Source organism: Burkholderia cepacia (genome assembly GCF_029962485.1).
Lineage (GTDB): Bacteria > Pseudomonadota > Gammaproteobacteria > Burkholderiales > Burkholderiaceae > Burkholderia.
Window position 1 is genome coordinate 1,574,907 of the sequence record NZ_CP073638.1, and the last position, 14,251, is coordinate 1,589,157.

Below are 14,251 nucleotides of genomic sequence, written 5' to 3' on the forward strand. Positions count from 1 at the left end.
CCCCGCCCTTCAGCCGCACGATCCGAGACATTGGACCGATGACAAGGCGATCAAGTAGACCGCCAACCATGCGATACCCAGCCCAGCGATCACGGTGACGATACGCGTGACGAGCATGTGCCAGAACCGGATCGCGGCGAACACGCCTGCCGCCAGCAGGAGCACGATGACGATCGGCCCGATCACATTCATCGCGAATTACAGCGGCGGCCGCTTCAGCTTCACCCAGCGCTGCACCGACGTCCGCTCCCACTGCGCACGCGCATAGTCGGCGAGGCGCTGCGGCACCGGATCGTCATTCAGCACCAGACGGTTCAGCATCACCGCCAGATCGACATCCGCAATGCTCCACTCGCCGAACAGGTTCACCGCACCGGGCGCGAGCACCTTGTCGGCAGCCGCGAACAGCTTCTGCGCGGCGGCCTGCGCGAGACTCGACAGCGGCTCGCTCGACGGGCCGTAGAACAGCACTTCGGTCGACCGTTCCGTGCGGATCGCCATCAGGTCGCTGCGCAGCCACGCCTGCACCTGCCGCGCCCGCGCACGCTGGCGCGGCTCGGCCGGATAGAGCCGTGTGCCCGGGAAGGTCTCGTCGAGATATTCGGTAATCGCCGACGATTCCGACAGCGCGAAATCGTCGTGCACGAGCGTCGGCACGCGTTGCGTCAGCGACGTCGCCGCATAGTCCGGCGCGAAATGCGCGCGGTTGCCGAGATCGACGGTCACCAGTTCGTAAGGGAGTGCCTTTTCCTCGAGCGCGACAAAGACCGACATCGCGTAAGGGCTCGTGTATTGCGCATCCGCGTAGAGACGGAGATTACCGGTTTGCACTGCAGGCTCCTTGTGGGTGCGGAGGTCGGCGATTGCCGGTTGGCGCGCCGCCGGGCTCCGGGTGGTCAATGCGGTGTGTTCGACAGATTAGCAGCGGCGGAAACCGCGTTGTTTGCTGTTTTGTGTGCGCTGCCGCCGTGTGGTCACGCGGCGGCGGGCCAGCGATATCCGATCACTTCGTTCAACGGGTACGCGAGTTCGCGGACTTCTTCCAGCTGGTTGCCACCGAAGAGGTACACCTGTTCGGCGTCGTGACGCAGGTAGAAACCGACGTGCCCTTTCCAGCTCGTCGGGTCGTCACGCGTCAGGATCGCGATGCAGCCGTAGACCGGGCGGTCCAGCGGGCGGCCCCATTCGAGCCATGAGCGTGCCAGTGCGGAGCCGGTGCCGCGGAATCCGGCGTGTTTCATGCACCAGTTGACGAAGGACGAGCACCAGGAAATTTTGTCGTCGTAACCGACCAGGTTCGTCTGGTTGTTGTATTCGACGATGCGCGGGTTGATGCTGCCCGGCGGATGGCGACGGATGCCGAGTTCGGCCAGGGCGACGCGCATCCACGGCGGATGGGCGGCCTCCGGGTTGCGCTCAGGATTGGATAGGGTCACGTCGTTCTCGGGCGAGTGTGATGTGTGCACAATCTTCGCACGAATGCGGAAGTTGGCAGCATCGTTCGGTCATCCAGTTGGGTGGGTAGAGAATCGACCGCACGCGAGGTTCGGGCGCGCGATGTTGCGCGCCCCCGGGTGACTCACATGCGCTGGGTGCCCGGCACCACGGGGTTGCCTTTAACCGCGCGTATCGACCCAGTTGCGTGCCCAGCGTGCCGAGTGCCGCAGTGCCTGCGCTTCAGTCGCGAAGTAATCGAGCGAATAGAACCGGTAGCGGCCTTCGGCGGACGCGCTATCGATGCGTTCGAGCTGCAGGTTGGCTGAAAAACTGCCGTCGGGCAAACAATGCGCCGAGGGTTGGACGGCATAGCCATTGTATTGCTGAATTCGTTTGTTTGGCATTTTTAATTTTAATAATGTTCGACTGCGCGCGTGCCGTGCGAAATGTGCACGGATGCGCCGACTCAAAGCCATTGCGAGCTGAATCTGAAGCAGTCGGAAAGCGAAAATAAGGCGCTGTGGCCGGAGGGGGGAATGAAGTGCAACGAGGCGTGTGGCGCTTGGTTAGCTGCTGAATGAACAGACGCAGCCAAGAACAATCGCGCCAACTTTAGGAGACAAAGCTCCGTGAGGATGTCGCTGCGACCCGGCGCCCATCGTGGGAGGCCGGGCCCTTCAAACTTTACAGCGGCTTGATGTTGGCCGCTTGCAGACCCTTCGGGCCTTGCTTCGTCTCGAAGCTCACTTTCTGGTTTTCAGCCAGCGTCTTGAAGCCGTCGGCACGAATTTCCGAGAAATGAGCGAACAGGTCGTCGCCGCCGTTGTCCGGCGTGATGAAGCCAAAGCCTTTGCTGTCGTTGAACCACTTGACGATACCGGTATCCATGAAGATTCCTTGAGAAAAAAATTAAAGATTTGCCCTGTTGGAGAGCGCGTGAAGTATCAAGGAGGGAGTGGACAACGAATACCGCTGAGGAGAGCGAGCAATTGATGAACAGCAATCGGACTTCTTGGACTTCGACGCATACACTAACCGCCGGGCTTGAGCGCGTCAACAGCTAACTTGTAACTGTTTTACCTCGCGATCCGCTCTTCGGGCGAATCGATGCGGCCCTAACAGGCTGCGTGCGTTGCCTGGCCGGGCGCGCGTGCCCACGATCTCCGCACGAGTACGCCGATCGGCTAGGCCCTTCCCGCTTTGTGATTTCCGTTCGATCCGCCCGTATCATATCGGCAGTCCCCGCCCCAATTCCCCGCCCGTCATGCGCATCACGCCGCTTCCGCCCCTGCAGTGCCTCGTCGCGTTCGAAGCCGCCGTGCGGCACGCGAGCTTCACGAAAGCCGCCGCCGAACTGCACCTGACCCAAAGCGCGATCAGCCGCCAGATCCAGCAGCTCGAGGAATTCCTCGGCCGCTCGCTGTTCGTGCGCGAACATCGCTCGCTGCGGCTGACGATCGCCGGCGAGCAATACGCGGCGCAGGTCCACCATCTGCTCACGCAATGCGCGGAAGCCACGCACGACGTGATGAAACCGTACGGCGATCTCGAACTGACGATCGCGTGCTCGTCCGGCGTCGCGGTGCTGTGGCTGACGCCGCGGCTGCCGGACTTTCGCGCCGCGTATCCGAACATCAAGCTGCGCCTGATCGTGCGCGACGGCCTTGCCTCGATGTCGCCGGCGGAATTCGACGTCGGCGTCTACTACGTGCGCCAGCAGGCCCCGGCCGAATACACCGTGCGCAAGCTCTTCGACGAGGAAGTGTTTCCCGTCTGCGCGCCGGGCTATCTGGCCGGCCGCACGCTGAGCGCGGCCGACCTCGCGAACGAAACGCTGCTGCGCCTCGAAGACGGCCAGCGCCAATGGATGTCGTGGCCGGAATGGTTCGACATGAACGACGTCGACCGGCAGAAGCTGCAGCCGCAGGACATCATGATCAACTCGTATCCGCAGATCGTGCAGATGACGATTCTCGGCCAGGGCGTGTCGCTCGGCTGGCGCTACATGATCGACGCGTGCATCGAAGCCGGGCTGCTCGTGCGCGTGACGGATGCGTCCGCGAGCCACGGCGGCGGCTACTACGTGATCTCGCCCAACGACCGCGCGCAGAACCAGGCCGCCCGCCTGTTCACGCGCTGGCTGTTCGAACAGGCGGAGAAACAGACCGCGCCCTGAAGGTCCCGAGCGCGATGCATGCGTCCAGCGCATGCGTGCATGCGAATCTTTCGTTTCAGAAAAAATTGCGCCTATCCGTAGCATGGGATTCATGCGGGGCAGCCGTCCCGTCTTCTGACAAAGGAAGAGACCATGCAAGGAACGCTTTCCCCGCGCGCCGCGCCTTCCGTCGATGCGGCCGTGCAGCAACGCCGCCGCGCCATCGTCGCGACCGTGATCGGCAACGGCCTCGAATGGTTCGACTTCACCGTCTACAGCTTCTTCGCGGTGATCATCGCGAAGCTGTTCTTCCCGACCGGCAACGAACTGACCTCCGTGCTGCTCACCGTCGCGACGTTCGGCGTCGGCTTCTTCATGCGGCCGGTGGGCGGCATCGTGCTCGGCGTCTATGCCGACAAGGTCGGACGCAAGGCCGCGCTGTCGCTCACGATCCTGCTGATGGCGGCCGGCACCGCGCTCATCGGGATCGCACCGACCTACGAACAGGCCGGCATCGCCGCGCCGCTCCTGATCGTCGTCGCGCGGCTGCTGCAAGGCTTCTCGGCCGGCGGCGAGATGGGCGGCGCCACGGCGTTCCTCACCGAATACGCGCCACCGGAGAAACGCGCGTATTACTCGAGCTGGATCCAGTCGAGCATCGGTTTCGCGGTGCTGCTCGGCGCGGCGACCGGCACGTTCGTTACCACGTCGCTCGATACGCAGGCACTGCATAGCTGGGGCTGGCGGCTGCCGTTCCTGCTCGGGATCATCGTCGGGCCGGTCGGTTACTTCATCCGCAGCCATATCGACGAGACGCCCGCGTTCAGCGCCGTCGAATCGCAGGCGAAGGAAAGCTCGCCCTTGAAGGAGGTGCTGTCGACCTACCCGCGCGAAACGTTCGCGAGTTTTTCGATGGTCATTCTGTGGACCGTCTGTACCTACGTGCTGCTGTTCTACATGCCGACGTATTCCGTGCGCACGCTGCATCTGCCGCAATCGACCGGCTTCGCGGCCGGCATGGTCGGCGGGCTGATGATCATGTGCTGCTCGCCGATCGTCGGCCGGCTCGCCGACGCGTGGGGACGGCGCGTGTTCCTGTCCGGCTCGGCGCTCGCGATCCTCGTGCTGGCGTGGCCGATGTTCGCGTGGATCAATCATGCACCCGGGTTCGCGTCGTTGATCGTGTTCCAGGCCGTGTTCGGCGTGCTGATTGCGACTTATACGGGGCCGATCCTCGCGGCGTTCGCGGAGCTGTTTCCGACCAAGGTGCTGTCGACCGGGCTTTCGGTTGCGTACAACTTCGCGGTGACGATCTTCGGCGGGTTCGCGCCGTTCCTGATTACGTGGCTCATCGCCCGCACGGGCAGCAACATGGCGCCTGCTTTCTACGTGATTCTCGCGGCGGCAGTCAGTTTCGTCGGGACGCGCTTCGTGAAGGATGCGAAGCGTACGGCCTCCATGACTCGATAAGGAAATTTCTCCATGACCATTACCGTGCTTCAAGGCGGCAACGTGCTCGACCTCGAACGAGGCGTGTTGCTCGAACATCATCATGTCGTGATCGAAGGCGAACGGATCGTCGAAGTCACCGATCGGCCGGTGGATTTTCCGAATGCGCAGGTGATCGATGTACGCGGCAAGACCGTGATGCCGGGGTTCATCGATTGCCATGTGCATGTGCTGGCTTCGAATGCGAACCTTGGCGCGAATGCGACGCAGCCGAATATTCTCGCGGCGATTCGGTCGCTGCCGATTCTCGATGCGATGTTGTCGCGTGGGTTTACCAGCGTTCGGGATGCGGGAGGCGCGGATTGGAGTTTGATGCAGGCGGTCGAGACGGGGCTGGTTTCTGGGCCGCGGATTTTCCCGTCGGGGAAGGCGTTGTCGCAGACCGGCGGGCATGGGGATTTTCGGCCTCGGGGGGATTTGCTGGAGCCCTGTTCTTGTTGCTTTCGGACGGGGGCGATTGCGCGGGTCGTTGACGGCGTCGAAGGTGTGCGGCTCGCGGTGCGTGAGGAGATTCAGAAAGGCGCGACGCAGATCAAGATCATGGCTTCAGGTGGAGTCGCTTCGCCGACAGATCCGATTGCCAATACGCAGTATTCGGAGGATGAGATTCGTGCGATCGTCGATGAAGCCGAGGCTGCGAATACTTATGTGATGGCGCATGCGTATACGGGGCGGGCGATTGCGCGGGCCGTGCGCTGCGGTGTGCGGACGATCGAGCACGGGAATCTCGTGGATGAAGCGGCCGCCAAGATCATGCATGAGCATGGGGCGTTCGTGGTGCCAACGCTGGTGACTTATGACGCGCTGGCCAAACATGGCGCGGAGTTCGGGATGCCCGCCGACTCCGTCGCGAAGGTGGCTTCCGTGCAGCAGAAAGGTCGCGAGTCGCTTGAGATCTATGCGAAGGCCGGCGTGAAGATGGGGTTCGGGTCGGATCTGCTCGGCGAGATGCATGCGTTTCAGTCGGGTGAGTTCCGGATTCGGGCGGAAGTGCTCGGGAATCTGGAAGCGCTCAGGTCTGCGACGACGGTGGCGGCGGAGATTGTGAATATGCAGGGGCTGCTTGGGGTGGTTGCGGTGGGAGCAATCGCCGACCTCGTCGTGCTGGATGGCAATCCGCTCGAGAATATCGGGGTGGTGGCCGATGAAGGCGCGCGGGTCGAGTATGTATTGCAGCGGGGAGCGATTGTGAAGCGGCGTGATAGCGGGCGTTGATGTGGAGGCATGCGGCTATTTCGGCGGGTGTAGCGCGGCCTCACGGGCCTTGCGGTCGTGACAGTTGTTGATGGTGGTAGCGGGTGTGAGTCGCGGCGTTTGCGGCAATGGCCAGGGCGGTGTCGCCCCGGCGGTCGGTCGCGTTCGGGAAGCACTACGCAAACGGTCAGTATGTAATTGAGGACCTAGATTCACACGATCATGAAACAAACCAACTCTTATTCACTCCCCTCCAGGCAACACTTTTCGGCCAAACGCAATCTCAAACCCGTCTGGCACCGGTTTGAATGGCCTGGTTGGAGAGCGGTGGCTACTCTGAAACTGACGTAGCGCCTGCACATCGATTTCACCGACCACACAATAGTCAGTCACGCCCCCCTTGACTCGAAGCAGGTCACGTTGCCAACTCTCTTTGAACGGCGCGCGTATCCGGCTGTCACCGTATTGACGGTCGTTGCATTGAATGATGTAGGCGTGCACATCTAGCGCGGCCGACTCTACGAGGGCGTTGAAGGTTTCTATGTCCTGATTCCACTCCGGCACAAACAGCGCATCCACTTTGCCGCGCAAAGCGGCACGGTAGCTGATGTTGGTCAGTTCACTACACACCAGTAACGCAAAACGTAGATCCCCGTGCTGGAGGACAGGCGGCGTCCGCCAAGCCTTGTCTGGCTTAAGCTCTAGATTAGCTAGGCGCGCTAGCTCCTGCTCCTCATGCAACGCTGGCCGCTGCTTGTCCTGCCGATAGATCATCAACGAAGGGAATCCAAGTCCATCGTGTGACAGCGCAGCCCACACCTGATTGCGCACTCGTCCTTTACTAGCGTGCAGATACTCGATGCCGGTGATTAAAGAAATACCACGCCCGTGCAACTTGCGGGCGATGCGGATAAACCAGTGTGCCGGCAGGGCAAGCTCTGGAAGTACGAGGTAACGGCTGTGCTGCGGCTGGGCAATCACCCCATCGAGCAAACGGCACAGGCGTGCGTAGCGATCTGCATCGGGATCCGGCATACGCATGACCGCCGCTGTCCAGCTCGCCATGCGCGTTTTCCAACTCGACACAGCAATGCCGTATCGACGCTGTTGCTGTTCATCCGGAATCTGCAGAACACCATGCTTGTCGAAGCTTGGCGCCGCGCTACCGAGGGTGAATCCACGCACAGCAAGAACCACTGCTCTCATAGCAGCATGTTCCGAAGCCTCATAGGCTGCCTTGTTCAAAATAAACAGCTCAGGCAAGTTGTACGGGCGGGAGGCAAACAGAAATCCATGCGGCAAGCATTTAAATCGAGTCAACTTGGCAAGTATTTCGATGCCGTCGACTAAGCTCTTCGGTAACAACTCGGCGGCGTTAGCACAGTGCGTGGCAGTCTTCTTCGCCGGAATGCCGCGCTGGGCCACCATCTCGCTCGGAAAGCCGATGAAGCGGAAAGGCATGTGTGCTAGATCAAACGAAAACAAACGCGCTTGCTCAACTTGAAACGCCTTCGGTGACGAGAACCAATTGAAGAAAAGGCCACCGACACCCCCTGTCGGGGAATAGTCTGCCATGTGCGCTTGCCACGCTTGCTGACCAACTCTGGACAATCGTGGCGGAAAAGCCGCACAAATGCTTTCTTGCACGGTGGCGTAAAGCTGAACTTGCCACCGAATCGTCATCTCAAATACGGGTGGCAGTTGCAGGGCAGGCCTTAACGCTGAGCTCGCAGTTCTGCGTTACTTGCCGACAAAGACGTTCAAGCGCTTGCAAGATCTTGCGCAGGTCTTCAAAATCTTCGCACGCAGTTGCTAGGCGAATGACTCGTGGCAAGTAAACTGCCAGATCAAAAAAATTGCGGCAGCACCAACACATGCTGAACAAACGCGCGGAAAAAGGCTCGTCGATGGTCTCGCCAAGCATCTGGCGTTAGATCACGTTCATATGCTTCGAAGTCCCGGAGCTTGATGGCAAAGCTAGCACGGCGCATTGTCAGTGCATCGGCCTTGCGCAAGTTGTCGGCGGCCTCGCCATCGCTTTGCGTTGCGGCAAGTAAGTCAGTACCAACGTGGTCAGCAGATCGCGGCAATCTGGGCATGGCGCGCCATTCGCTGGCGCGCTCATGGATCTGGTGAGCAATAGCGTCCACCAGTGTCTTGCCCGGCTCTCCCGCCAATACAAACACCTTGTTCTTAGAGTTGGCGAAATGGATTTTGCTATCGCTCAAGTAGCCTGGAGCAAAGCCAATCTGACTGCGCTCCGTTGGAGTCACCCAACCCAAGTTGCCGTTAGAACGCGCGAACAGCCACTCCCAAAGTTCTGAGGTTGAGCGGAAGCTGGCAACGTCCTCCATCACCAGAAGGATGTCATCCACATATCGACCGTAATATAGCGGCGCGCATTGCTGCTCGATCATTCGGTCCAACTCGGCCAGCGCGACATTCGCCACAACTGCTGAGGCGGGCAGCCCGACCGGCAACCCCTTCTTCAACGGCGTAACCGCTGCCCACGCAAGTAGCGCCCGAATGAACATGCGATGAAGCTTCGCCTGATTGGCGTCCATCTCCAATCCCAGCACATCTGTGACAAAGACTGGATTGAGCATGAAGCCCGGATTGAGCTCGTGATAGAAGGAGCTAACATCCGCCGTGAGCGCCACGATTTTTTTGCCAGCATCCAGTGCGCCCCGCATGGTTGCAATGCCGTTGTCGCGCCAGTCACGGAAAGGCTTGAGATAGGGTTGGAACGAGCCGAGTGAGAGCTTGTTAATACCCTTTCCGTCCGTGGTTCGACGTAGCCGATTACCATAAGCGCAACCGGTCAACTGAGCATCGAACAGGTGACCCACCTCAAGCATCCACAGCGCGGACAGCACGTGAAAATCCACACTACATTGCGCCATCACGCGAAACTCAGCTTTGGGCTTTTTCGGCTCTTCGGTTTTCTCCAACAGGCTGCAGACGGTTTCCCACTCGTCCACCGGGGAGGAAAAGATCAAACCGTTTCCGTGCTTCTCGCGGTATCGATCCCAGCAGTCCATGTCTACAGACTTGGTTGCCAAGGTCCAACCGCCGATGAATTCCGGAGTTGTCACCCAAGACTCATCATCGCCATGAATCTTTGCAAGAAGCGCCGTCAGGTTCGCATGCAGGCTGCTCTCATAATCAGCGATCGCTGATAACGACGGATGAGAAGAGTAGTACAAGTCAACTTTGGCTTTTCGGTAGGCTAAACCGAGATCTTGTAGATTGGTCACTTTTATATATCTTCCGCCGAGGTTCTAGACGGTTTTAGACTTAATTGATAGGTATTTGGAGGCGCTCGAAGAACGCGCGATTGCGCTTCTTTGCATCAACAAGGATTTTGTCGTAAGACACGATTTCTATGTAGCAGCCCTGCGCCTGATGGTATTTGAAAAATCCTTCATTGTCGGGCGTTTTGACGAAGTCGTGGTTGTCAGCAATAGCCTTAATACGTGGTGTCAAGCTGCATAGGATATACGCATAGAACGGGATAGAACCAACGTTGATGGTCTTACCATCCTTGTCCTTAGCCTGCCCTTCCTTGATTTTTCTGACATAGCGCAGTACCTGCTCCACCGGGTTCTCGTCCTTCGTGGGGTACTCGTTGCGCTCAGGTCGCTTAAACTCTACGACAACCACCGACTGGTACGGACTCTTTGTCTCAGAGAAGGCGCGCGCCGTATTGAAGATGGCCAAATCCGGTTCGTCCCCGCCATTGGCATTCACCGCTTTCAACCGCGTCATCGGAAGATCGGACGCTAGGTACGAGTGGTAAGCCAAGCGTTCGTCAACGACCCACAGGTTCTGCCGGGAGAACTCGACATCTTCGGAATCGGCCTGCATCGGATAGATGAGACTGTGCACAAGGTCCTCGCGTGCGTAAGACCCTGAATCTTGTACCTTGAGCGCGGTTTCAAGCATTTCCAAAATGGTGCGACGATGGACAACATACTTGGCAAGTGCCGCTTTCCCGAGTTCGTTCTCCTCGTCGAGGAATTGTTGATAGAGGGCCGCATACTCAGGAGAACCAGCTACAGTGTCGATCGGCGTCTTCTTAATATCGGCCGCGCGCTGCCGGTGCTCCAATTCGATGTCTTTCTGCGTCTTGTATAGCTCAATGTCGAGTTGATCCTTCGACACGTTAGCTGGAATGCGTTCCAGCTTATCTCGATAGCGCTCTTGCAGTTGGAACCGGTACTGCGGTGCGTCCTGCTGAATGAAGGTTTCGATAAGCTGACGCTTCTCTTCGCGCAGTTGAGTCGTGTACGGTTCTGCGACCTGCTTGAGCGCTTTTATGACTTCGGCATCAAGCTCTTCACGCGTCATTTCTCCCGGGAAATCCAGATCGGTTTCCTGCAGAAACATGAAAGTCGTGCGCTCAGCACTCACCCTGGCGTCAAGGTACGGAGCTGCAACGTAAGTGCGGAAGACGAATTGCTCACCTTGGTCGTCGGTCAGGCGCCCCTGAAGATCTGGTATTGCCTTGCTTGCCTTCCACTCCAGCACTTCACGTTGGTTGGCACAGTATGAGATGGTGTGGTTCTTGGCCGCGCTAGACTGGTAACGCAGGACGGTTACCTTGAAAGCGTGGCCCTTGAGTTCAAATGTCACCTCCTGTGCCCGCTCCTTCGCCTCCTCAGCAAAAATGTAGTTCAGGTTGCAAGACTGCCCATCCGCATCGTGGAGAAAGATTTGCGGGCAGCGACCGCCTACGAAATGGATGAGCAGATGGTCGATGACCTTGTGAGCAATGGTTTCAAGCGACTTCGGGAAGTGCTTTTCGTATTCGCCGCGCAAGCTGGTGAGCTTTACCGAAGTCCGCCGCTCCTCCACCTCAGCTTCGGTTACTTCTTCTCCCTCAACTCCTTCCGTCGTTACAACGAATCGGAAGGTTCGACGCATCCAATGATTGTCATCTTGACAGTATGTGCTGTCGATGGCGGCCTGGTTAAACACCTTGAGCCAGGTGAAGCGTCCAATGCCTTTGTTTCCTCGAGTTACCTTGCGAGTCGAGTCGGAAAGGAAGAACGCACGAACGTTACCATCATTGAATCCAGATCCGTTATCGACGATGGTAATGTCCCGTATGGAAGCAAGTACTGTTTCCTCACTGCCAACCAGTGCCACTTGGCGAGCCTCTCGCTCAAGATACACGTCGATACGACCATCGGAAGCACCACTCTCCTCTATGGCCTCAATTGAGTTCACTAGACACTCGAAGAGAGGGACAAGCGGTTGCGTAACAGGCAACTGGAGGTTGCGTATCCGTCCAACGATGTCGACCTGCATGGTTTGCCCCCCGCTTTCGAGTCTTCTAAAAATTATCTGCTGACACGGTTCTTCAAGAGTAACCGATTGTAGTCGGAAACGTCGCCGCATCATCAGCGAACACATCTATATAGAAAGTCTCGCTATCGAAGATAACGGCAACATCGTCCGTCGACTTGAGCCCCATACCTGCCTTCTTCGCCCAAGCCTTCAAACGCGGAACCGTCTTAACCAGAAGTCTCACCTTCCCGTCATCCGACTTCAAGAACAGCGCATCCGGCCCGAGCGTCATCCCGTCATAGGCAACAACGCTTTGCACGTTACTCCCCACCGTCCCGGAAATCGCTTCACCTTGACCATCCCAATGAGCTTAACCAGCCTTGCAATCACCTCGACCGTATATTTCTTGTCCAGATCCGCCCGGTCTTCCATCCTCGCCGGTCCGACCTCCGCCGCAACCTTCTCCCGATAAGCCAGATAAGAATCCGTCGGCGATGCAACTACCTTCGCCCCGATGCCGCAATGACAGCGGGAAGCACTATCGCCCCTCACCCCAACCTTCAATCTGGAAATGCGTTTCATTTCCATAAAGGTCACCGATTCTCGCGCCGACATGCAAAAACGGCTGCCGTGAACCCACGGCAGCCGTCCTTAAAAACGCCTCACTCCTAAACCGCGAATCAGCCCTTACTCATCCACCTTAAAAGCCGACACCAGCTTGGTCAATTCCGCCGCCTGCTGCTTTAAACTCGCCGCTGCCGCCGCGCTTTCCTCGACCAAAGCCGCATTCTGCTGCGTCATCTGATCGAGCGACTGCACCGCATCCCCAATCTGATCGATCCCGGCACTCTGCTCCAGGCTCGCCTCGGCAATCTCGCTCATCATCGCGCTAACACCCTGAACCTGCGAGACAACATCACTCATCACCTTCCCCGCCTCACTCACCAGCCGCGACCCGGTATTCACCGTCCCTGCGCTGTGCTCAATCAACGCCTTGATCTCCTTCGCCGCCTGCGCACTACGCTGCGCCAGATTCCGCACTTCCGAAGCAACAACAGCAAACCCCCGCCCCTGCTCCCCCGCCCGCGCCGCCTCCACCGCAGCATTCAGCGCCAGAATATTCGTCTGAAACGAAATACTGTCGATCATCACGATGATCTCGGAGATTCGCTGCGACGCGTCGCTGATCTGCTCCATCGTCATCACGACCTCGCCCACCACCTGCCCGCCGCGCGCCGCCGTATCCGACGCGCCATTGATCATCTTCGCGGCCGTCGTCGCCGTTTCGGTGTTGTTGCGCACCACGGCCGTGATCTCTTCCATCGACGAAGCCGTCCGCTCCAGGTTGCTCGACTGCCCCTCGGTCCGCTCGCTCAGATCAGCATTCCCCGACGCAATCTGCGCTGAACCCGTAGCAATCGACGCCGAAGCCGCGCGAATCCGGTGAACCAGCGTCGACAGCGACGACACGAACCGGTTGAACGCATCCGACAACTGCCCGATCTCGTCCTGGCTCTCGACCGTCATCCGGCGCGTCAAGTCGCCCTGACCGCTGGCGATCTCCGACAGCAGCGTCGCGGCGCGGCGGATCGGCGCGGCAATCGCGCGGCCCACCAGCCAGATCACGAGCAGCGCGACCCCAAGGCCCACCACCGCCGCAACCAGCGCCGCACTGCGAATCGCACGCGTCACCGGCCCGAGCAATTCAGCCTGCGGCACCTCGACGACGACATAAGCATTCAGCTCCGGAATGAACGACGTCGCGATGAAGCGCGCGCCGCCGTCGCCTTCGTAGCTCAGGTACGCATACGGCTTACCGGCGAGCAGCGTAGACGACGCATCACCCGGCAACCCCGGCTGATCCTTCAGGAAATGCTTGCCGTCGATCAGCGATGTATCGCGATGCATCATGATCGCGCCGTCGGGACGCACGAGATACGCGAACCCGGTCTGGCCGATCCGGTACGCAGAGATGCCCTTCGCGAGCGCATCCACGGACAAGCTCATGCACGCCGCGCCGATCGGCACGCCGTCGAGTTCCACGCGGCTGTTGATGAACATCATGTAGCCGCCGACGGTCACCTCGCGGTCCATGTTCACGTCGAACGCCTTGCCGGACGACAGGAAGCTGGTCAGCCACTGGTCCTTGTCGGTCACCTTCCGCTGCAGGCCGGCTTCGTTGTAGTAGTTGCCGCTCTTCACCGACACCCACTGCACGGACGCGGCCTTCTGCTCGTCCTTCACGTTCTTCGCCAACTGGATCCAGTTGCGCGTGCCGGCATCGGGTTCGCCGTCGGCTTCCCATTGCAATAGGAACGCATCGCGCGCGAGAATCCGCGATGCGGCGATCGGGCCGGCCATCTGCCGCTGCACGTCGGCGCGAATGCCGTTCACGGCGGTCGGCAGTTCTTCGCGGACGACGCGATCGCGCACCGCGTTGCCGATCAGACGGACACTGAGCCCGCTCGAAATCGCGACGAACACGAGCAGACAACTCGTCATGCTGAGAATCAGCTTGTTCTGAATGGAAAGCTTGCGCCAGAAATGCATGGGGAACCCTCGATAACCGCTCGGTCTGAGCCAGTTTGGGTTATCGGCATGCACGCGCGGAACCGCATCGCTGATTTCAGATGTTCATCATGTTCAAATCGATATATCCCGATA

Annotated in this window: 13 protein-coding genes; 3 read left to right on the top strand and 10 right to left on the bottom strand. The window is 59.2% G+C overall.

Annotated elements, in window-relative coordinates:
• Positions 1-9 precede the first annotated feature (9 nt).
• From KEC55_RS23335 to KEC55_RS23355, 5 genes are all read right to left on the bottom strand, one after another.
• Complete coding sequence (locus KEC55_RS23335) at positions 10-192, bottom strand: hypothetical protein (RefSeq protein WP_282511270.1); 183 nt, start codon at positions 190-192, stop codon at positions 10-12.
• A 6-nt stretch (positions 193-198) separates the two neighbouring features.
• Entirely contained in the window at positions 199-831 is a 633-nt protein-coding gene (gene yfcF, locus KEC55_RS23340) for a glutathione transferase (protein WP_282511272.1), read from the bottom strand.
• A 143-nt stretch (positions 832-974) separates the two neighbouring features.
• Complete coding sequence (locus KEC55_RS23345; RefSeq protein WP_282511403.1) at positions 975-1,385, bottom strand: TIGR02594 family protein; 411 nt, start codon at positions 1,383-1,385, stop codon at positions 975-977.
• A 231-nt stretch (positions 1,386-1,616) separates the two neighbouring features.
• A complete protein-coding gene (locus tag KEC55_RS23350; protein ID WP_282511405.1) occupies positions 1,617-1,841 on the bottom strand; it encodes a hypothetical protein in 225 nt (74 codons plus the stop codon).
• Positions 1,842-2,121: 280 nt separating this feature from the next.
• Complete coding sequence (locus KEC55_RS23355) at positions 2,122-2,325, bottom strand: cold-shock protein (protein ID WP_006485974.1); 204 nt, start codon at positions 2,323-2,325, stop codon at positions 2,122-2,124.
• Between the two features lie 376 nt (positions 2,326-2,701).
• Between KEC55_RS23355 and KEC55_RS23360 the strand changes: the two genes are divergently transcribed.
• The 3 genes from KEC55_RS23360 (at position 2,702) to KEC55_RS23370 (ending at position 6,316) form a co-directional block, all read left to right on the top strand.
• On the top strand, positions 2,702-3,613 hold the full coding sequence (locus KEC55_RS23360; protein WP_282511274.1) for a LysR substrate-binding domain-containing protein: 912 nt from the start codon (positions 2,702-2,704) through the stop codon (positions 3,611-3,613).
• 132 nt (positions 3,614-3,745) lie between these two features.
• Positions 3,746-5,062: an MFS transporter gene (locus tag KEC55_RS23365; protein ID WP_282511276.1), complete on the top strand. Its 1,317-nt coding sequence runs from the start codon at positions 3,746-3,748 to the stop codon at positions 5,060-5,062.
• 12 nt (positions 5,063-5,074) lie between these two features.
• Positions 5,075-6,316: a metal-dependent hydrolase family protein gene (locus KEC55_RS23370; protein ID WP_282511278.1), complete on the top strand. Its 1,242-nt coding sequence runs from the start codon at positions 5,075-5,077 to the stop codon at positions 6,314-6,316.
• A 222-nt stretch (positions 6,317-6,538) separates the two neighbouring features.
• Here KEC55_RS23370 and KEC55_RS23375 read toward each other — a convergent pair whose 3' ends face one another.
• The 5 genes from KEC55_RS23375 to KEC55_RS23395 form a co-directional block, all read right to left on the bottom strand.
• Positions 6,539-7,870 carry a hypothetical protein gene (locus KEC55_RS23375; protein WP_282511280.1) on the bottom strand — a complete coding sequence of 444 codons (1,332 nt, stop codon included), beginning with the start codon at positions 7,868-7,870 and terminating at the stop codon, positions 6,539-6,541.
• A gap of 272 nt (positions 7,871-8,142) precedes the next feature.
• Positions 8,143-9,552: an RNA-directed DNA polymerase gene (locus tag KEC55_RS23380; protein ID WP_282511282.1), complete on the bottom strand. Its 1,410-nt coding sequence runs from the start codon at positions 9,550-9,552 to the stop codon at positions 8,143-8,145.
• 40 nt (positions 9,553-9,592) lie between these two features.
• Positions 9,593-11,608, bottom strand: coding sequence for a hypothetical protein (locus KEC55_RS23385; protein WP_282511284.1), 2,016 nt, complete (start codon positions 11,606-11,608; stop codon positions 9,593-9,595).
• A 52-nt stretch (positions 11,609-11,660) separates the two neighbouring features.
• Positions 11,661-11,906, bottom strand: coding sequence for a hypothetical protein (locus tag KEC55_RS23390; protein ID WP_282511286.1), 246 nt, complete (start codon positions 11,904-11,906; stop codon positions 11,661-11,663).
• A gap of 368 nt (positions 11,907-12,274) precedes the next feature.
• The gene (locus tag KEC55_RS23395) at positions 12,275-14,137 is read right to left on the bottom strand and encodes a methyl-accepting chemotaxis protein (RefSeq protein ID WP_282511288.1); all 1,863 of its coding nucleotides are present in this window, start codon (positions 14,135-14,137) and stop codon (positions 12,275-12,277) included.
• Positions 14,138-14,251: the final 114 nt, after the last annotated feature.